Raw genomic sequence first — 19,677 nt, 5'->3', positions numbered from 1 at the left:
ATATCATAGCATCTTCCTTGTACGTCTGCTAGCAAACACCAGATCTAACAACCTTTCTTACATATACAAGCTCGCCAGCAGGATTCCGAGACTCGCCTCATAGATTTCGTCCAATTGCGACAAGGGCAGGGGATTTACGCCGGACCCCAGCTCAACCGTAAACCCGGGTCGCCGGAAATCATAGATGAACCAATCCTTAAATCCGGCATAACTCTCGACGTTTCGAATCGCTTCGTAACCGCTGACCCGGGCAAATTCGTTCGCCATGGTCTCGGCATAGGCCGGTTCGCGGTTCTCGAAGCCCCAATAGATGACCTCGCCTTGGGTATGAAACGCCAGCACATGGTCAAAGTCGCTCTGCCGAGTCAAGTTGGCCATCGCGATCGCTTCGGGTTCGGTCAGCGGCGCAGTACCCGGGTAATCCCGGGGGCCCCGCTCCACAGGATTCCGGGCGACTTCGCGTTCCCATAATGCCGGGAACTGGTCGTTTAAGTCAACGCCGTTGATATTCGCTTTCCATCCTGTGAAATCCGTATTGCCGCCGTTGTAAGAGAGCACATTGCTGCGATACGGCTCTTGGGCCGGCAATCCATGGATCGCCAGGTCAACGCCATCGGGGTTGACCATCGGCACCATCGAGAAGGTGGCTCCTTCGTAATAAGGCCACATGTTCAGACCGCGAATCGTGCTGCTGTTCGTAAGGGCTAGCAGGTATTGATTCAGAAACTTGATTAGCACGGACGTGGTGATCCATTCGTTTGCATGAAATGAACCGTTGACGTGCACTTGTTTGTTTCCTTTTCCGATACGCAGCTCGGGAATCGGCTTATCCATGACCGTATTCCCAATAGTACGGTAAGCCATAAACGGATAAATATCTATTAATCGGTTCAGGTCGTCCCGGAGCGCCGCATAGTCGTAAGGCTTGCGAATGTCGACCACGAACCAGGTCACCCGCAGCGGAAGCAGCAGGCGTTGTCCAACGCTCAATCGGTTTGGATTTACCTCCTGATTGAGCAGCAGGATTAAATCCATAGGAACTCCGCGATCCCTGGACAGCTTCCAGATGGAATCCCCGGCTTTGATCTGGTATTCGCTTGCTAAATACCCGGGGATGAGGACGGTCTGTCCAACGGCTAACCCCTCCGTTTGAATGCCCGGGTTGGAGTCCACAATCAACTGCAGCGGCAACTGAAAGATCTGACTGTAGTACCATAAAGTATCTCCCGGACGCACTAATATACGCATAACCTATCCCTCCTGCACAATATGCCTTATCACAGCCTATGAAGGAGGAAGCGTGCTCCATGCCAAAATGAATGGGCCCGTTTGAACGGAGGGATAGCGCCCCGTCCGGTTATCCTTTAAACTGAATAAGGAAAGAATCCTAAAAACGTGGTGATTGGTTTGTTTCAAATTATGTTAATCGAGGACGACCCGTCGTTGTTTCAAGAAATTCGCGAGCGGCTGCAGCAATGGTCCTATGGGGTACATGGCGTATCGGATTTCGGCCATGTCCTGCAGGAATTTAGTGCCGTTCGCCCGGATCTGGTGCTGATCGATATCCAACTGCCTAAATTCGACGGATTTCATTGGTGCCGTCAGATCCGGGCGCACTCCAATGTGCCGATCATTTTCCTGTCCTCACGGGATCATCCGACCGACATGGTCATGTCCATGCAGCTGGGGGCGGATGATTTCGTGCAGAAGCCGTTCCATTTCGAGGTGCTGATTGCCAAAATTCAAGCTACGCTTCGCCGGGTTTATAACTATAATACCGAACGCGTCGAGCTGAGAACGTGGCGCGGCGCGACGATTGAATACGGACGTAACGCCGTCACAACGGATCAGGGGACGATTGAACTCACGAAAAATGAGATGCTGATCCTCAAGCTGCTGGTGGAGCAGAAGAACCGCATCGTCAGCCGCGAGGCATTGATCCGAAGCTTGTGGGACAACGAGCATTTCGTCAGTGACAATACCTTGACGGTGAACGTGAACCGCCTGCGCAAAAAGCTCGAAGACCTCGGGCTGGATGCGTATATTGAGACGAAGGTAGGGCAAGGGTATATGGCGACGGAAGAGGTTCAGGCCTGATGATAGCGAAGTATTTGCGTGAACGCTTGAGCTGGATCCTGCTTGTGATCGCCCTGCAGCTGCTGCTCCTCTTCATCGCTGCGATCGACCCGGCGATCCCGTTTATGCCGATGCTGTATATCGTCTTCCTCTCCTTGTTGTCATTCGGGGGATTTCTGCTGATCCGCTATTCGAAGGAAACCCGGTTCTATCAAAGCTTGACCGCCTGGGACGATACGTACGACCTCAATGCCATCGCGGCACCGGAAAGCCCGCTTCAATCCGTCGTAATGGAGCGGCTGAACGAGCAGACGGATAAGTTCCGGCAAGAGACGTCGCAGCTCGTCGCTCAGTTGGAAGAGGAGAAGGACGAACTGATGTCCTGGATTCATGAGGTCAAAACGCCGCTCACCGCCATGCGGCTGATGATCGACCGGATGGGGGACGAGCCGCTCAAGGAGCAGCTTCGGTTGGAATGGCTGCGCATTCATCTGCTTTTGGACCGCCAGCTGCACCAGAAGCGCATCCCGTTTATTGAGAACGATCTATACATCGAACAGGTGAAGCTGGAGCCGTTGTTGATTCAAGAAATTCGCGAGCTGAGAGCCTGGTGCCTGCAGAAGGGTATCGGCTTCGATGTAGCCTTGTCTGTCCAGGAGGTGCTCACGGATGCGAAATGGCTGGCGTTCATCGTTCGGCAGTTGTTAACCAATGCGGTGAAATACAGCGAATCTTCCGAAATCCGCGTGCAATCGGGGATTTCAGCGGAGGGACAGGCTTGGCTGAGCGTCTGCGACGAAGGACGGGGGATCGACGCCAAGGACCTGCCGCGCATCTTCGAGAAAGGGTTCACCTCCACAATGAACCATGAGGATCATGCGGCCACCGGAATGGGGTTATACTTGGCGAAGAAAGCAGCGGATTCCCTGTCGATGCGGATTGGCGTCGATTCGAAGCTCGGCGAAGGCACCGCAGTTACGTTGCATTTTCCGAGAAGCAATGCCTACGTTCATACCTTGGGCATGTGACAACATTGTCACATGCCCGTTTGCTTTGTTCGGTGAATCGCAGGAACCCTCTTCCCGGGTAAGGTAAGATAGGGGCAGGACAAAGGAGTGATGAATCATGGCGATACTCGAAGCCAGCAAAATTCATAAAAGCTACGGCAACAAATTCAATCGTCAGGAAGTATTGAAGGGGATTGACCTGAACGTGGAGAAGGGAGAATTCGTCAGCATCATGGGGGCCTCGGGCTCCGGCAAGACGACCTTGCTCAACGTGCTGTCTTCCATCGACAAGGTCAGCCTTGGCAGCATCCGAATTGAAGGGAAAGAGTTCACGGGCCTGAAGGAGAAGGAGCTGGCGGAGTTTCGCAAAACCCATCTCGGCTTTATTTTTCAGGAGTACAATTTGTTGGATACGTTAACGGTCAAAGAGAACGTCTTGCTGCCGCTATCGATCAAAAACGTCTCTCGCAAAGAGGCGGACCTCAAGTTTCAGGAGATTGCCACCGAGCTGGGCATCTACGAAATCAAGGACAAGTATCCGAACGAAATCTCGGGCGGACAGAAGCAGCGGACGTCGGCCGCGCGGGCGTTCATCCATGATCCGAGCATCATCTTTGCCGATGAGCCGACCGGTGCGCTGGATTCGAAGTCCGCATCCGACTTGCTGAACAAGCTCAGCGAACTGAACCGCAAAATCGCGTCCACGATCATCATGGTCACCCACGATCCGGTGGCAGCCAGTTATACCAGCCGCGTCGTCTTCATCAAGGACGGACAGATTTATTCGCAGCTGAATAAAGGCGATGAACCGCGTCAGGCGTTCTTCAATGACATTATCAAGGCTCAAGGCGTGTTGGGCGGGGTGCAGGAATGAGTTTGACCCATCTGATTTACCGGAATTTGAAGAAAAATCTCAAAAACTATTACTTGTACGTGTTCGCTTTGATCTTCAGCGTCGCTCTCTATTTCGCTTTCGTCACGTTACAGTACGACCCGGCGCTGGACGAGATGAAAGGCTCCGTAAAAGGCGCTGCTGGCCTGGCCGCCGCTTCGGTGCTGCTCGTGGCGATCGTCGCCATCTTCTTGCTCTATGCCAATACCATTTTCATAAAACGGCGAAGCAAGGAGATTGGACTGTTTCAATTAATCGGGTTAACAAAAGGGAGGATCTTCGGCATCCTCAGCAGCGAAAACCTGATCCTTTATTTCGGCTCTCTGTTGATTGGGATGCTCGTCGGATTCTCCTGCTCCCGGCTGCTGCTTCTGATCCTGTTCCGGATTATCGGCGTCGATGCCGAAGCCACGCTGCGGTTCTCCCCACAGGCACTGGTACAGACCATCGTCGTCTTCGCCGCGATCTATTTGTTGATCATGCTGATGAATTTTTTGTTCATTCGACGGCAAAGCATTTTATCGTTATTCCGGGTCACCTCTACAACGGAAAATGCTTACCGCAAAATGCCGTTATCCGAAATTGTTATCGGCGTGCTGGGAATCGGGCTGATTTTCTACGGTTACCGGGTTTCGGCGGATTTGTTCAGCGGCGAGTATATGGAAATGCGGGAGTTATTTCTCGCAATGATCCTGATTTTAGGGTCGGTAATCATCGGGACATACCTGTTTTATAAAGGGTCGGTCAGTTTTCTGTTCAATCTGGTGCGCAAAGCGAAGGGCGGATATCTGTCGCTCAATGAGGTGTTGTCTTTATCCTCCATTATGTTCCGGATGAGATCGAACGCCCTGCTGCTGACGATCATCACAACGGTATCGGCGCTGGCGATCGGCTTGTTATCCCTTAGCTATATCTCTTATTATTCGACGGAAAAATCGGCCGAGCAAACCGTGCCCAATCATTTCACGCTGTTAAACCCTGCTGACGTGGACGCTTTCGTGCAGGCTTTGAAGACAGCCGGGATCGATACGCGGGAAACCCAGCGCCGGGTGCTTACGGCAGAGGCCGATATTTCGCAAATTTTCGGCAACATTCCGGAAGCGAAAGAGCGTGCCACACTGGCCGTCGTTGACGAACAAGAGGTCAAAGGCGTGGAACTGGATCCGGAGGAAGCGCTGTTCGCCGGTTCGAGTAATGCGTTGGAGCAATTCGCGGGCCTTAAGGATCAAGGCGAAGTCACCTTGAAGGGCCGCACCGAAAAGATCCGGGTGACTGTGATCGATACGAAAAAAGATGCGGTCGTGTCGCTGCGTTTTTCCTTAAGCATGCCGTCGCTGATTGTCGATCATACGATTTTTGAACGTTTAGTCCAGGATGCAGATCCGGGGATTCAACTCAGGTACCCGGTTTATTACGGGATCGATGTACTGAATTCCGAGTTGTTGAAGCAGGCGAATCAGATCTATCAAGACGGGGGCTTTGATAAGGGATTGCAATCAGGGTCTCAATATCAGATCATCCAGGATCAGAAAAGCAATATGGGCTTGATCATGTTTATCGTTGGTTTCCTCGGCCTAACCTTCCTGATTACATCAGGGTGTATCCTGTATTTCAAGCAAATGGGCGAAGGGGAAGAGGAGAAGCCAAACTACACGATCTTAAGGAAGCTTGGATTTACGCAGGCCAACCTGCTCCGGGGCATTCAATTCAAGCAGCTGTTCAACTTCGGAATCCCGCTGGCCGTTGGCTTATCGCATAGTTATTTTGCCGTCAGATCGGGCTGGTTCCTATTCGGAACGGAGCTGTGGACTCCGATGATTCTGGTGATGCTGATCTACACGGCGCTGTATTCGATCTTTGGTTTGCTGTCGGTTATGTTCTATAAGCGCGTGATCAAGGAATCGTTGTAAGCTATAAAGCAGGGCCTCCCCCTGTGCAAAACAAGGCGGAACCGTCCTCCTCGGACGATCCCGCCTTGTTGTTGTGGGTTAAGGTTTCTTTGGAAGATCGTAAGCATCCCGAATCAGCGCAAAATAGCTGTCCGCTAACACGACTTCAAATTCCGGTCCCAGCGCTTCCGTGATCGCAACAACGTCCGAAGGTCTCATGCTCCAAGCGTTGACCCCTACGGAAACAAACATCGGCGAGTTCCCGTCCCAAGAAGCTTTCGCTTCATTCAAAATGTTGATTCCATCTTTGGCAGTGGTCGTGCCTTTGAAATAAGACACGGGTAAATTGCCGTTGACGATTTCTACGTAATTAGAGCTCCCGCCGCCCAGGAACAGGCCAGGCACCTTCAAGTGTTTCACATAGGCTTCCGCTTTGGAATCGGTGAGAGGAACGTCCCGGTTGTCTTCACGGTTGATTACAAAAGGATACGACATGCCGGATTTCTTCAAGTACGGATAGGAATCCTTCATGAATTGAGCAAAGTGCTCCTCCGGCCAAACCTGCGGACTGAAATACCCGGCTCCTGACGGTCCGGCCACCAGCAGGTCGTTCTTCGTAGCGGTAGACTGGTAATAGTCTAAGATCGCAGGGGCCGCATCAACGAGGAGCGGGCTGGCCGTCCAGTTCATGGGCACTTGGCCGCGAGCCGGATCCTCCCAAAGGTTGCGCATATGATTTTGATCGTATTGCAGATTATCCCCCTCGCCAAACGTGAAGGTCACGTAGATCTTGTTGCTCAGCTTCGGAGTTGCCGGTTGGGCAGGTTTTGACGGCTTAGCTTTTGTCCCCGCCATTACCGTCATATTATGGAACCAGTCGGAAGGTAAGACGTAAACGCCATAACGGGAGGTCAGGTCAACCCCGGCGATTTCGCCTTCAACATCATTATCGAACCAGCCCAAATACGGTGTTCCCGGTTCCACATCCGCTAAGATTCGTTCGAACAACGCCCTTTGCTCAGGCACTCCGCTGGAGAGCCAGAATACCATCGCTTTGTTGGCCACCGCATAATCGCGGAGGTAACCGTACGGTTCCTTGAGCTCTGAGGAGAGCGGCTTCACGCTGCTGGCGGAGACCTTAAATTGGTTCCACATTTCAACGGTTACGGTGAGTTGCTGGGCATCCGCCGGAGGAACAAATTCGTAGACGAAATAGTTGCCGTTATCGGCAAACCGATGGTCCGCGCCCGGAAGAAATTTGGAGCCTTGACGGTCATATAAATAGGTTTCCTCTTCCGGCGTACCCGTTTCGAAGCGAAGGATTTCCTCGCCGTCCGCCGTCACGCTGATTTCGTGTACAGCAGGCCCCCAGCCGTCTTGGGTGAAGGCATCCTGAAAACGTAGATAAACGGCATCCCCGCCTAAGAACTCGGACAAGTCCAGGTCATACGCTCTTCGGTTGCTCGCATCCCGGATTTGCTCCGGTTCTGTGAGAACCGTTCGGAAGGAATCGAAATTATCCGGTGGGAGGGGGATGGACGTATTCGGGCTGAGCCCAACCAGCATTCGCTGGGTCGTCTGATTCCATAAATGCTCATATTGCCAAGTGTAAGCATCCATCCGATCCCGGAATTTCCCCTGCAGATCCTCGACCACCTTCAAACGATAGGGCGCCGCAGCCAGCTCTTCGGCCAATTCGGGACTGACGACGACGGCGTCCTTCAAACCGGCGAGCGTTGTCGCAACATTGATGGAGTCGGGGACGGCCGGATCGTAGACGATCACGCCTTTGACCTCCCGGGCGTAAGTCTTTACGAGATCCATAGCGTCGTCATGAATCCGATAAGGGACCCGAATATCTTGGATCCATGGATCCTGCTCGTTTTGCTGCACATAAATTCTCGGCTCTTTGCGATTGACGATGCCTTGCAGCGTCGTCAGCAGGATTTTGATATCGCCCGGCTCATTATAAACCTGAGCGACATCCAAACGCCTCGGCTTGGCGAAGGTCGGGAGCTCCTGATCCTTTGGCCAAACGATGCCGCTTTTCTTGTTCAACTCAGCTTGGGCTGAACCTTCTGCAGATGCTCCTAAAGGCAGGGTTAACGTACATACGAGGGCTAAACCTAATGTGATCCATTTGCGTAACATCATTTGTCACCTCTCTTAATCGGGAATAGGTTGCTGAGAACCGTGCAAATCGATAGGCCACCTCCTGGACAAATGGAATTAAGTTTGGTTGAAAAGGCTTACATGTTATATTTAATATATGGTTTATAAACTTTCAATACCTTCGACAAAACTTCGTAATGATCGAGTGAAAAAACTAGATTTTGACCAAGTTTTCGACTATTTTCGTTAATAAACTCCCAGACTCCTCACCGTATGTGTTTTGAAATATGAAATATAGCAAATAGGTCATATGAATCCCGCTATAAATACGGGCACATCCGCCTGCTTGAGGCAGTGATCCGGCTATGCAAGTTCTCAAATGCTGGAAATTTTGATATACTTGGGATGTTCTGTGCTACTAATTTCGGGCAGGTGAATTCATGAAACCGATTACCGTATACGACATCGCCAAGGAAGCGAACGTCTCCGTCGCAACCGTCTCCAGGGTGCTCAACAATACGGCGCCGGTCAAAAAAGAGACTCGCGAGCGCATTAACGAGCTTATCAGCAAATACCAGTTTCAACCCAATGCGCTGGCGCGAAGTTTGTCAAAGAAAGAAACGGGCATGATCGGCCTTATTCTCCCGGATATTACGAATCCCTTCTTCCCGGAAGTGTTGTCCGGCTTCGATCTGGAAGCGCGCAAGCGAGGATACACTTATTTCCTCTGCGATACCGTATCGGCCAGTGTGGACAGCGCGGAGCAATACATTCGGGAATCGCAATATTTATACGCACTGGCCGAGAAGCAGGTCGACGGGATCGTAATGATGGGAGGCAGAGTCGATTTGGCTAAGCCGGATGCCCAGCTTGTCGAAGAAGTTGCCGAAATCGGGAGAAGACTCCCTGTTCTTCTCGTAAACGGCCGGCTTCCCAAATCGGGATTGAACCGGGTGGCTGTGGATGAGCGGCACGGTGCAGAACTGGCTGCCCGGCATCTACTTGAGCTGGGGCATCGCGACATCGCGATCGTGGGAGGCTACCGGTATATGTCCAATACATTGCAGCGGACGTCCGCTTTTATCAAAAGGGTAGAGCAGGCCGGCCTTGAAATCCGCAAAAACCGGGTGCTTCATGGGGGGTTCTCCGTTGCCAGCGGCACGGAGTTCATGAACCAGCTGCTGGAGCTGCCAAAGCGGCCGACCGCGATATTTTGCCTCAACGACCTGGTGGCCATCGGTGTGCTGAAGGCGGCTGTCAAGGCGGGGCTGCGCGTTCCCGAGGATCTGTCGATCATCGGTTATGATGATATTCCGTTTGCCTCCAACAGCATTCCGGAGCTTACGACCGTTTCGCTGCGCACCCATGAACTGGGGCGAACCGCCGGGGAAGTGCTGCACCAAATGATTACGAAATCCAAAGTGAATAAGACCACATTGCTGAAGCCCAAGCTGGTCATTCGCGAGTCTACCGCGGCTCTTAACAAGAGTTAAGAGCTTCAACGCCCTGCGGCAAAAAAAGGGATTGACAACTCAAATCCGGCTGGGCTAGAATAACTGCGAAAGCCCTTACATTTCACTCGTAGTCTATATTCTTCTTTTTTTACCCTCCTAAATGGCAAGGAACGCAAACTTCTTTCACTACCAACTCCAAAGACAAGCTTTTCATCCGAACGACAGGCTGAACAACAGATTTATGGTTTTTCTAAGTGAAACCCGTTTCATTTATTTTGTATTGCATAAAATGTAACGGGTTTCATGAAAGGGGATTCATTAAAATTGCATATGAAAGATCTCAGAAGCTAGGAGGGGTCCGCGATGAGTACGCGTATCGAATCTGAATCCGTCGTAAGTCTATCCGGTCAGGCTGTCAGCATTCATGGGGAAAGCGTCATCCTGCTTTGCGCTTCGCTTTTTTATTTCCGGATTCCCCCTGAATTGTGGCGGGAGCGGCTGGAGCAAGTCAGAGATGTCGGGTACAACTGTATTGATGTCTACTTCCCATGGAATTTCCACGAGCTCCAAGAGGGGGTGTGGGATTTCACCGGAATGCGGGACGCGGATACCTTTCTGCGCCTCGCAAGCGAAGCCGGATTATGGGTTGTTGCCCGTCCGGGTCCGTACATTTGCTCCGAATGGGACGGAGGCGCACTGCCATCTTATCTGTATGCCAAAGAGCCGGCGATGCGGGTCAGGGACAACGATCCGGTATTTTTGCAACATGTGGCCAGATGGTATGCGCAGATCCTGCCGATTCTTCAGCGCCATGAAGTCACGGGTGGTGGCCGTGTCCTCTTCGTTCAGTTGGACAACGAACTCGACTTCTATGATTGCTCCGATCCCGCAGGATATATGGCAGCGCTGCGGGACATGGCCGGTGCGCATGGAATCTCCGTCCCGCTTATCGCCTGTGCCGGGCAAGGGGGCCTGTTGCAGGCATCCGGGTTGACGGATGGCGTTGTGCCGACCTGCAATTTCTATCCCGACGACCGCGATCCCCAGTTTGAGCGCAAGGTTCTGCATTATCGGGAGCTGCTTCATGAAGCGGGGCATCCGTTGCTTGTCACAGAGACGAACCGGAGTCATTACCTGCTGCGCAGACTGCTGTCGGCCGGGGCGAAGCTGCTTGGACCGTACTTGCAGGTATCGGGCACGAATTTCGGCTTCACCAACGCGATTAACAATTGGGGCAAACCGCTGGCTTATCTAACTTCGGATTATGATTTCGGGGGCATGATCTCTCCGGAAGGCCATCTCCGCGATGAAGCCTGGGAGGGCAGGCTTCTTTCCAGATTGATCCGCGCTTACGGTCCGGCGATCGCAGAAGCCGAGCCGGCATCCGGCACTTGGTCCGCCGAAGGGGAAACAGAAGGCGTGTATGGACCGCATGTGCTGCGCTTGCAGGGCGGCGGAGAGCTGATTTTCATCACGAACGGGGAGGATCGTCCGAAGCAAATTCAATTGATTCACCACGAAGATACAGGGATTCCCCCAACCGGAAGATTAACCTTGGCCGCTTCCCGGTCTATGGCGCTGCCGGCGAAGGTTCCGTTGTCCCTCTGGGGACTGCCAGGAAGGGTTATCTCCTCAACGGCGGAGCTCTATATGGCGGAACAACAGGGGGACGGGGCTGTACTCGCGTTTCATATGGAGGGGAATCACGGCAAGATCACGCTTGCCATCGAGGCGGTACATGAGCCGTATGCAGAGGGAATGCACATCTCAGGCGGCGGGGGGCAATGGGAACTGCATCTGTCCCGTGCGGAGACGGCGTTTTGCCGGTTCGAACTGAAGGGGGGCCGGCAACTCACGGTAATCGTCACCAATCGAATGACAGCGCTTCGTACCGAAACGATCCACCTGGACGGTACGATGACGGTAGCTGCGCTCCCATCGCCACCGCGCGAGGCAGAATCGCCGCCGGCGGTCGCATGGCAGTTTGTATCCGGGGAGGGATGGAGGCCGCCCCGGCAAGCGGTGTCGGTTCTAAAGACAGGCTCAAAGCCGGATGCCCTGGAACGGCTGGGCGTCTATCGGGGGTACGCCTGGTATGAGGGCAAGACGAATTGGATCCGCGGCGAGCACAGGCTGCAGGGTCTCCTGGTTCGTCAAGCAAGCGATGTGGTGTCGCTGTATACCGACGGGACTTATGCAGGCACCTTAAGCCCAGGGGGAGGCAGCGTATTTATCCCCATGAGCGGAAGGGATATAGCCAAGATCCAGGCGCGTGTGGAGATTTGGGGACACAGCAACTTCGACGACATCCGGCTGCCCTCCTTGCGTTTGCCTGCGCTCAAGGGGATTAAGGGGGTTGCAGTCATCACGGACGTTCACGACATCACCGCCAATTGGCGCGTGGATCCGAAGGGCGGTATCCCGGGGAAGAATCCGGCTGACAGGCTGGGCGAATCCTTATTGCCCCTCGTTGGATTTGGCAACTGGTTGTCTGCGGATCATCCCTCCCGGCACCTGTTCCGCAACACATTTGTACCTGGGGCCGGCTGGAGTTCGTGGACCCTGCATTTCCGAAATTTGCAAGGGGATGCCCAGCTTTGGGTGAACGGAATTGACGCCGGTTCCATCCATCCGCTGAATCCTTTTATCGAGCTGACGCCTTATGTCATCCCCGGTCAAGTGCTGCAACTGGAGGTCTACCTGCAGCGTACAATGGGCCAAAGCGCCGGACAAGTGCTGATCTACGAAGGCCTCGAGGCGTCAGAGTTCTCGATTGCCGCTGCAGAGGAGGCGCAGCTTAAGGCGGAGGCAGACGAGGCTGCGGCTTCGGCCGATCCGAAGGAAATGCCGCTGACACTTGCTCCAGGAGAGGTGGGCTGGTTATTCGCTTCGATCGATAATTCGGATCAAGGCAAAGGCTGGAGGGTTCATGCGACAGGGACAGGATTGAAATTGACGGTGTTCCTGGATGAGCAGATCGTCGGCCGGCTGTGGCTGCCCGGGGGTGCGGGAAGGCCGACGATGACCGGCGGCAGCCCGGATTCGTTCTATCTGCCAGGGCCTTGGTTTCATCGCGGAGGGGCGCGGCTGTCCATTTTCCTCGAGGCGGTGAATGAGCAGGCTGCGGGCCGATTGGATAAGCTTGAGTTTATCTCCGTATAGAAGGGAGGAGAAGGCACATGGAGATGACGACATCACCCAAAGTGCACAAGCGTCCGCAGCTCCAGCGGATTCGGAATGAGCGGTTCAGACGGCTATGGAACAACAAGACGCTGCTGTTGATGTGTTTGCCGGCCATCATCTTCTTTATCATTTTCGCTTATTTGCCGATGCCCGGCCTCTATCTGGCTTTCATTAAGTATAACTACACGGATGGCATCTTCAGGAGTCCGTTCGTCGGATTTGATAACTTTCGATTCCTGGTGATGACCGGCGATTTGTGGCGGCTGACTTTTAACACCGTGGTCTACAATCTGGCCTTTATCCTGCTTGGGAACGTGCTGCAGATCATCGTCGCCGTGTTTCTCAACGAAATTCGCCTCAAATGGTTCAAAAAGCTCACCCAAACCCTGATGTTCCTCCCCCACTTCATCTCGGCGGTCCTGATCGGCCTGATCGCTTACAATGTGCTGAGTTATGACTACGGTCTGCTGAACAGCATCCTGACCTCGCTGGGATTGGATCCGGTGAAAACCTATTCGAACGCCGGGATCTGGCCGTGGATCATCGTGCTGACGTATTTATGGCAATCGACGGGTTATGGATCCATCGTGTATTTCGCCGCCATTATGGGGCTCGATAACGAGATTATCGAAGCGGCAGAGATCGACGGAGCCGGCGCGTTCCAGCGCATCCGCTATATTGTGCTCCCTTGGCTGAAGCCCACCTTTATCATTCTGCTCTTGTTCTCGCTGGGCGGCATATTGCGCGGGAATTTCGGCTTGTTCTTCAACCTGGTGGGGGCAAACAATACGGCCTTATATGCGACGACGGATATTATCGAAACGTATGTGTTCCGCGCCCTCATGACCAACTTCAATTTCTCGATCGGCAGCGCCGTCAGTCTCTATCAATCGGTCTTCGGATTTATCGTTGTCATGACCGCCAACTGGCTGGTCAAGAAGGTTTCGCCTGACAATTCACTATTCTAGGAGGTGCGAGGTATGGATGACACTTACGAAGCCCGGAGCATCCGTACAGATCTAGGCGGCATCATCGTCAAAATCGTGGGCTACCTGTTCATCGGCTTCTTCTCTTTATGCTGCTTGCTGCCCTTTCTGCTCGTCCTTGGCACATCCTTTACGGCGGAATCAGCGATCAAGCGGTTTGGCTTCAATTTCTGGCCCCGAGAGTTCAGCACTTTCTCTTACAAAATCGTCTTTGAAAATCCGGACCTCATCATCGGCTCTTATCTCGTAACCATCGGCATCACGGTATGCGGCACTGCACTGGGGTTGTTCTTGGTGGCAATGACCGGGTATGCGCTGCAGCGGCCAGATTTTGCCTATCGAAACCGCATCTCCTTCTTTATTTATTTCACGACCTTGTTCACCGGCGGGCTGGTTCCATTCTATCTGCTCGTCACGCAGTATTTAAGCCTGAAGGACAACTATTTGGCCGTCTTGCTGCCCGGATTGCTCAGTCCCTTTCTGATTATTATGATGAAAAGCTTCGTCCGGTCGATTCCCCACGCGATCACTGAATCCGCCAAAATAGACGGGGCCGGGGATTTCACGATTTTCATCCGCCTGATCCTGCCCATGACAACGCCGGCATTGGCGACGATCGGGTTGTTTATCGCACTTGGCTACTGGAATGAATGGTACAACTCGATGTTGTTCTTATCGCCGGATATGAAATACAGGCCGCTGCAGCTGTTCCTGTATAACGTCATTACCAGTGCGGATTTCATCCGCAATTCGGCGGCCGCTTCCAACGTGGAGCTGCGGGATGTCCCGCTCGAATCGATGAAGATGGCGACGGCCATCGTCGCGACAGGACCGGTGATTTTATTCTATCCGTTTGTGCAGCGCTATTTCATCAAGGGGATTACCGTAGGGGCTGTCAAAGGCTGAGGCCGAGGCATCACAATCTGAAATAGATGAAGGAGGTATATGCGCATGGTTGGATGGAAAAAAGCTTCAATTTGGGTGATGGCAAGCCTGTTGGTGCTGCTGCTTGCCTCTTGCGGGAGCGGTTCCAACGGCAACAACGGGACCGGCGGGGATACGGCGAACAATGGGGGGAATTCGGCAAATTCCGGTCAGGAGACAGCCCCCGGAGCGGATACGTCCAAATTCGTGAAGATCAGCTATCTCGTGTTGGGAGATAAGCCGAAGAACGGTCAATTCGAGAAGGTGCTTGCGGAAGTCAACAAAATCATGAAGGAGAAAATCAATGCCGAGCTGGAGTGGAAATGGATCGAATGGGCGGATTGGCAGACCAAATACAATCTGGCGTTAGCCTCCGGCGAGCCGATTGATCTGATTACGATCGGAACCGACTGGCTGGACACCTGGGGGAATGCGCAGCGCGGCGCCTTCATGAATTTGGATGAGCTGCTGCCGAAATACGCCCCGGAAACGTGGAACTCTATCCCGAAGGAGGATTGGGAGGAGAGTAAGTATAACGGCAAGATCGTCTTGATCCCGGAGAACGATTATACCCAGTGGGTGAACCACGGCTTCTTCTACCGCGGCGACTGGGCGAAGGAAGCCGGCATTACGGAACCGATCAAGGATTGGGAAGGCATCGAGAAATATTTGAAGTACATTAAGGACAACAAGCCGGATGTGATTCCGTGGGACGCGGCATCGGGCACTCAGACCTGGGGCGGATTCGTGCAATCCTATACGGATGAGCTGGAGCTTCCGATCTCTACCGGATTCATGCCCGTATTTACAGCGAAATCATTTGAGGAGAAATTCACCGCGACCAGCCCGGTGTTCGAAGACGTCTTCCTGAAGTATGCCACGATGATGAAGAGCTGGGCGGATCAAGGCTTCTGGCGCGAAGATGCTCTGAACAACAAAAACAATAACCGCGATGCGTTGAAAGCCGGTTTGTCTGGGCTCGACCAACACCATACGCAGACGTTCTCAGGGCTTCGCGTGGAAATGGATAAGGCGCAGCCCGGTTCCGAGCTGCAGATGTTCCCGTTCTCCCGGACGCGCGGCACAAACCTGATGGAGCTGTCAATTACCCATGGCGGCACGTCCCTCGGCGCCCACAGTAAAAACCCGGAACGCGCATTGATGGCCTACGACTTGATCCGCAATAATGAAGAAATTTATCATCTAATCAACTATGGAATTGAAGGCGTACAGTATGTCATTAAGGATGGAAAACGTGCGCGTCCGGAAGGGTATGACGAGGCGAGAGACAATTTCTACGCCGATTTCTGGGGCGGCCGGATGGATAAATTTGAGATTCCAAGTGAAACGACCTGGGATCAAATTGAAGAAACGTTATATGCCGAATACGATAAGATCAAAAAGCCATATGTCTATGGACAATTTGTATTTGACAAAACGCCGGTGGAAGCGGAATTAACCGCTGTTTCGCAGGTCACCGGGGAGCTTGGACCGGCCATCGTGATGGGGAAAGTCGGAGATCCGGCGCAAGCGGTGGAGGAGTTCCGCAGCAATCTGAAGCAGGCCGGTTATGACAAGGTGCTAGCCGAGCTGCAAAAGCAGCTGGATGCCTATAAAGCTCAGTTAGGCCAATAGTGTGATTTTGGCAGGAGAAGAACGGACCCGCGTGCTCGGGTCCGTTTTTTTCATGTGGACGGACCGATCCGGCAATTTCAGGAGATTTGAAGCGAAAATGCAATTTCACAAGAAAATTGATTTACATTTTTCATCATGAGGCATATACTATAACTATAAAGTTGCACTGGGGAAACTTTAATGGATATAGACAACTTTGGAGGATTCAAGGGAGGGAAAGACATGATGGAGCAAAGTGTTGCGCCTCAAACTAATCAACTTAGTTCAAATGGAATCGATCATAATTCAACTGTACACGCTGCACTGGATGGCCGGACGAAGGGACTGAAGCGGTTGCTGCCGTTTCTCGGCCCCGCGTTCATTGCGGCGGTTGCTTATATTGATCCTGGAAATTTTGCTACGAATATTACGGCAGGTTCCAAATACGGTTATCTGCTGTTGTGGGTCATTTTTGCTTCGAATTTGATGGCTGTTTTGATTCAGTCGTTATCGGCCAAATTAGGGATTGCAACCGGAAGAAACCTGCCGGAGGTCGCCCATGATCGCTTCCCGAAAGGGGTATCCATCTTCTTATGGATCCAGAGCGAGCTGGTTATCATCGCGACGGATCTGGCTGAGTTTATCGGGGCAGCTCTAGGACTATACCTGCTGTTTGGTATTCCGATGCTGCCGGCCGCCGTAATCACCGCGATCGGTTCCTTTGCCATTCTGGAGCTGCAACGGAGAGGATATCGCGCGCTGGAAGCCGGAATCGCAGCCATGGTGTTAATCGTTGTTCTGGCCTTTGCCTTTCAGGTCATTGCGGCAAATCCGGATTTTGCTGCGGTTGGTGCAGGTATGGTTACTCCGCGGTTTGACGGGGTAGACAGCGTCTTATTGGCGGCGGGGATCTTGGGAGCAACGGTCATGCCGCATGCCATATATCTGCATTCTTCGTTGACGCAGAACCGAATCGTCGGTAGAAATGAAGCGGAGAAGAAGAAGATCTTCAAGCTGGAATTGATCGATATCGTGTTGGCGATGTTGATTGCCGGGGCGGTGAATATGGCGATGGTGGTCGTATCTGCGGGGCTGTTCTTTAAAAATGGGCTGGTGGTTGAAGACTTGGACGTCGCCTTTCACCAGTTCGGAACGATCGCCGGCCCGATGACTGCGATCTCCTTCGGGCTGGGCCTGCTGATTGCCGGCTTGTCCAGCTCCTCCGTTGGCACGATGGCGGGAGACGTGGTTATGCAAGGGTTCATTAATAAACGGATTAATTTGTATTTGCGCCGGGCAATTACTACGATTCCGCCGCTGGCGATCATCATCTCGGGGGTCAATCCCACCAACGCTCTGGTAATGAGCCAAGTCATACTGTCGTTTGGGATAGCGTTTGCCCTGATCCCACTGATTCTGTTCACTTCGAATCGCAAAATCATGGGCGGACTGGTCAATCATCGAGTCACCACAACCCTGGGCTGGATCATTTCCGCTTTGGTTGTATGTTTAAACCTGTTTCTGGTCGTTCAAATGCTGTTTTAAAGTCCTGGACCCAAAGATGCCTGGAGTTACTGTAAGATCCCATTGCATAGAAAAACGAAAGAGAACGGCCCGTCGGCTGTTCTCTTTTTGTCCGTCCTCTTAGAAGCAGGTGAACGAACGAATCCGATTCAAATCGATGCCGAAGTAGGCCCAGAAGAAACCAAACCATCGAAATCCCGCGATCGAGTTCCGTCCGACGAATACCGGGAAGAACCAGAATTGCTCTCCGTTGTTTAACCAAACGTAGGTGTTGCGGAATAGGCAGCGTCGGATTCCGCCGGGATCGATGGCAAAGGTGCTGACCTGCATTTGCGGGACAAATTGGGGAGGAGGAGAAGCCGGCGGCTGAACGCCTGCAGGTGCTCCGCCTGGAGTCCCTGGAAATCCCCCCGGCCCGCCGCCCGGGAACCCTCCGGGACCACCTCCCGGAAACCCGGGCGCTCCCGGTACGCCAGGTCCGCCCGGAAATCCTGGAAATCCTGGACCCCCACCGCCAGGCCCCGGTGTTGGAAAAAATCCCATATTCAATCGCTCCTTTTCGCTAAATAGGCATTATCATCATATGCATTCGCGGAGAGGGCGGTTGGGCGAACGTCCAGACCTTAAGCCCCGAGGCGGGTTTTAATTATCGAATTGAGATTAGCAGACCGGAGTTCTTTTCTCAGGAGTTGGATTTTTCCGGTTTAACGAAAAAGTACTTCATCATTGGCGGAGTAACGATCGTTGTGACCAGTACAACTAACACGATCACGGCAAAAAGCTCGTCTCGAAGCAGACCGGCATCTTGACCGATGGCGGCGATGATTAAGGCAACCTCGCCACGAGAGACCATAGCCGAACCGATCCCTAATGCGCTGCGCCAACCGAATCTGGCCAAGCGCGCTCCGTAAGCCGAACCTACGAGCTTGGTGGCGATGGCCAGCACACTTAATCCAAAGATCAACGGGATCTGGGAGGCCACTCCGGTGAAATCAACCTTAACGCCGATGGAAGTAAAGAATACGGGAACGAAAACCGCATAACCAATCGTTTCGATCTTCTCGGTCACTTCATGCTTGTAATCGGTCAGGCTGAGGGCGACACCCGCGATATAAGCACCAATAATGGCTGCGACACCCGCGTATTCAGCCATGTAGGCAAACAGAAAGCAGATGATCAATGCCGCGGATATCACCGATTCAGACACCCGAAGCGGGGCAAATTTGCGCATGACCCACGGAACGGCTTTCCAGCTTAAAAGGATGGCGACCGCAAAAAATAAAAACTTCTTCGATATCACCAAGCCCAAGTTGACGTCTCCGCCCGCAAAACTCATGACGAAAGCCAGTAGGATGATGACGAGCACGTCATCAATGACGGCTGCTCCGAGAATCGTAGTGCCTTCTCTGGATTTCAGCCTGCCCATTTCTTTTAATGCTTGCACAGATATGCTCACACTTGTTGCCGAGAGAAGGAGCCCGAGAAAAATCGCTTCAAAAATGGGCATGCCCAGAAGCAAGCCAGCTAAATAACCAAACCCGAAGGGGAGGGCTATCCCTGCGAGACCTACGTAGGTTGAGGCTTTCCCCGTTTGTTTAAACTCATCGACATCCGTTTCAAGACCTGCCAGGAACATCAGCAAGATCACGCCGATCTGGCTGATCTCTTCCAATACCTCGGTTTCGTTAATCCAACCCAGTAAAGCCGGCCCCAATAAGATTCCGATCAACAGCTTGCCCAGAACCGCCGGTTGTTTCAATCTAACACTCAGGTCACCCGCTAATTTGGACGCAATCAAAATAATGGACAGTTCTAAGATCAACATCACACAATCCTCCAATTACTGTTAATATTACATAAAATAACAAAAATCAAACGCAAAAAAACCTGCAACCACGGGTAGCATATACCGAAAAACGGCATAGGTTCCCCTTGGTGACAGGCTCCTCCAGATGCAACATATTAAATTTTTAATAACGAAGTTTATTATAACAAACCCGCCTGAAACGCGCCAGA

At 52.7% G+C, this 19,677-nt stretch carries 14 protein-coding genes; 10 read left to right on the top strand and 4 right to left on the bottom strand.

From position 1 onward, the window contains the following. Positions 1-57: 57 nt before the first annotated feature. Complete coding sequence (locus BN3795_RS16380) at positions 58-1,248, bottom strand: M14 family metallopeptidase (protein WP_068785766.1); 1,191 nt, start codon at positions 1,246-1,248, stop codon at positions 58-60. Between the two features lie 159 nt (positions 1,249-1,407). Between BN3795_RS16380 and BN3795_RS16375 the strand changes: the two genes are divergently transcribed. The 4 genes from BN3795_RS16375 to BN3795_RS16360 all read left to right on the top strand — a co-directional run bounded on the left by BN3795_RS16375 (position 1,408) and on the right by BN3795_RS16360 (position 5,885). Continuing rightward, positions 1,408-2,097 carry a response regulator transcription factor gene (locus BN3795_RS16375; protein ID WP_068785795.1) on the top strand — a complete coding sequence of 230 codons (690 nt, stop codon included), beginning with the start codon at positions 1,408-1,410 and terminating at the stop codon, positions 2,095-2,097. Further along, positions 2,097-3,104 carry a sensor histidine kinase gene (locus tag BN3795_RS16370; protein ID WP_068785765.1) on the top strand — a complete coding sequence of 336 codons (1,008 nt, stop codon included), beginning with the start codon at positions 2,097-2,099 and terminating at the stop codon, positions 3,102-3,104. The genes BN3795_RS16375 and BN3795_RS16370 overlap by 1 nt, the downstream gene beginning before the upstream one ends. A 97-nt stretch (positions 3,105-3,201) precedes the next feature. Continuing rightward, positions 3,202-3,957, top strand: a complete 756-nt coding sequence (locus BN3795_RS16365; protein ID WP_068785764.1) for an ABC transporter ATP-binding protein — start codon at positions 3,202-3,204, stop codon at positions 3,955-3,957. Further along, positions 3,954-5,885 carry an FtsX-like permease family protein gene (locus BN3795_RS16360; protein ID WP_068785763.1) on the top strand — a complete coding sequence of 644 codons (1,932 nt, stop codon included), beginning with the start codon at positions 3,954-3,956 and terminating at the stop codon, positions 5,883-5,885. Before BN3795_RS16365 ends, BN3795_RS16360 begins: the two co-directional genes overlap by 4 nt. A 78-nt stretch (positions 5,886-5,963) precedes the next feature. On the opposite strand, the gene BN3795_RS16355 is transcribed toward BN3795_RS16360, so the two are convergent. After that, complete coding sequence (locus BN3795_RS16355; protein ID WP_232729956.1) at positions 5,964-8,018, bottom strand: GxGYxYP domain-containing protein; 2,055 nt, start codon at positions 8,016-8,018, stop codon at positions 5,964-5,966. A 398-nt stretch (positions 8,019-8,416) separates the two neighbouring features. Here BN3795_RS16355 and BN3795_RS16350 point away from each other — a divergent pair, with 398 nt between their 5' ends. The 6 genes from BN3795_RS16350 (at position 8,417) to BN3795_RS16325 (ending at position 17,682) form a co-directional block, all read left to right on the top strand. After that, entirely contained in the window at positions 8,417-9,469 is a 1,053-nt protein-coding gene (locus BN3795_RS16350) for a LacI family DNA-binding transcriptional regulator (protein ID WP_068785762.1), read from the top strand. Between the two features lie 324 nt (positions 9,470-9,793). Further along, complete coding sequence (locus tag BN3795_RS16345; protein WP_068785761.1) at positions 9,794-12,592, top strand: beta-galactosidase; 2,799 nt, start codon at positions 9,794-9,796, stop codon at positions 12,590-12,592. A 23-nt stretch (positions 12,593-12,615) separates the two neighbouring features. After that, a complete protein-coding gene (locus BN3795_RS16340) occupies positions 12,616-13,581 on the top strand; it encodes an ABC transporter permease (RefSeq protein WP_068785793.1) in 966 nt (321 codons plus the stop codon). Between the two features lie 12 nt (positions 13,582-13,593). Then, positions 13,594-14,505, top strand: coding sequence for a carbohydrate ABC transporter permease (locus tag BN3795_RS16335; RefSeq protein ID WP_068785760.1), 912 nt, complete (start codon positions 13,594-13,596; stop codon positions 14,503-14,505). A 45-nt stretch (positions 14,506-14,550) separates the two neighbouring features. Then, positions 14,551-16,158: a DUF3502 domain-containing protein gene (locus tag BN3795_RS16330; protein ID WP_068785759.1), complete on the top strand. Its 1,608-nt coding sequence runs from the start codon at positions 14,551-14,553 to the stop codon at positions 16,156-16,158. A gap of 225 nt (positions 16,159-16,383) precedes the next feature. Next, positions 16,384-17,682: an Nramp family divalent metal transporter gene (locus tag BN3795_RS16325; RefSeq protein WP_408635040.1), complete on the top strand. Its 1,299-nt coding sequence runs from the start codon at positions 16,384-16,386 to the stop codon at positions 17,680-17,682. A gap of 99 nt (positions 17,683-17,781) precedes the next feature. Here the strand turns inward: BN3795_RS16325 and BN3795_RS16320 are convergent, their stop codons facing one another. Both BN3795_RS16320 and BN3795_RS16315 read right to left on the bottom strand, forming a co-directional pair. Beyond that, positions 17,782-18,204, bottom strand: coding sequence for a transporter (locus BN3795_RS16320; protein ID WP_068785758.1), 423 nt, complete (start codon positions 18,202-18,204; stop codon positions 17,782-17,784). A gap of 139 nt (positions 18,205-18,343) precedes the next feature. Next, positions 18,344-19,486 carry a cation:proton antiporter gene (locus tag BN3795_RS16315; protein ID WP_068785757.1) on the bottom strand — a complete coding sequence of 381 codons (1,143 nt, stop codon included), beginning with the start codon at positions 19,484-19,486 and terminating at the stop codon, positions 18,344-18,346. Positions 19,487-19,677 lie beyond the last annotated feature (191 nt).

Source organism: Paenibacillus phocaeensis, assembly GCF_900021165.1.
GTDB lineage: Bacteria > Bacillota > Bacilli > Paenibacillales > Paenibacillaceae > Fontibacillus > Fontibacillus phocaensis.
This window is presented reverse-complemented; position numbering and strand designations above follow the sequence as displayed.

Bases quoted from the DNA above. Each gene is read 5' to 3' on its own strand.
- BN3795_RS16330 (WP_068785759.1), top strand. From the start codon at position 14,551: ATGGTTGGATGGAAAAAAGCTTCAATTTGGGTGATGGCAAGCCTGTTG.
- BN3795_RS16360 (WP_068785763.1), top strand. From the start codon at position 3,954: ATGAGTTTGACCCATCTGATTTACCGGAATTTGAAGAAAAATCTCAAA.
- BN3795_RS16325 (WP_408635040.1), top strand. From the start codon at position 16,384: ATGGAGCAAAGTGTTGCGCCTCAAACTAATCAACTTAGTTCAAATGGA.
- BN3795_RS16355 (WP_232729956.1), bottom strand. From the start codon at position 8,018: ATGATGTTACGCAAATGGATCACATTAGGTTTAGCCCTCGTATGTACG.
- BN3795_RS16335 (WP_068785760.1), top strand. From the start codon at position 13,594: ATGGATGACACTTACGAAGCCCGGAGCATCCGTACAGATCTAGGCGGC.
- BN3795_RS16380 (WP_068785766.1), bottom strand. From the start codon at position 1,248: ATGCGTATATTAGTGCGTCCGGGAGATACTTTATGGTACTACAGTCAG.
- BN3795_RS16320 (WP_068785758.1), bottom strand. From the start codon at position 18,204: ATGGGATTTTTTCCAACACCGGGGCCTGGCGGTGGGGGTCCAGGATTT.
- BN3795_RS16350 (WP_068785762.1), top strand. From the start codon at position 8,417: ATGAAACCGATTACCGTATACGACATCGCCAAGGAAGCGAACGTCTCC.
- BN3795_RS16365 (WP_068785764.1), top strand. From the start codon at position 3,202: ATGGCGATACTCGAAGCCAGCAAAATTCATAAAAGCTACGGCAACAAA.
- BN3795_RS16370 (WP_068785765.1), top strand. From the start codon at position 2,097: ATGATAGCGAAGTATTTGCGTGAACGCTTGAGCTGGATCCTGCTTGTG.
- BN3795_RS16345 (WP_068785761.1), top strand. From the start codon at position 9,794: ATGAGTACGCGTATCGAATCTGAATCCGTCGTAAGTCTATCCGGTCAG.
- BN3795_RS16315 (WP_068785757.1), bottom strand. From the start codon at position 19,486: ATGTTGATCTTAGAACTGTCCATTATTTTGATTGCGTCCAAATTAGCG.
- BN3795_RS16340 (WP_068785793.1), top strand. From the start codon at position 12,616: ATGACGACATCACCCAAAGTGCACAAGCGTCCGCAGCTCCAGCGGATT.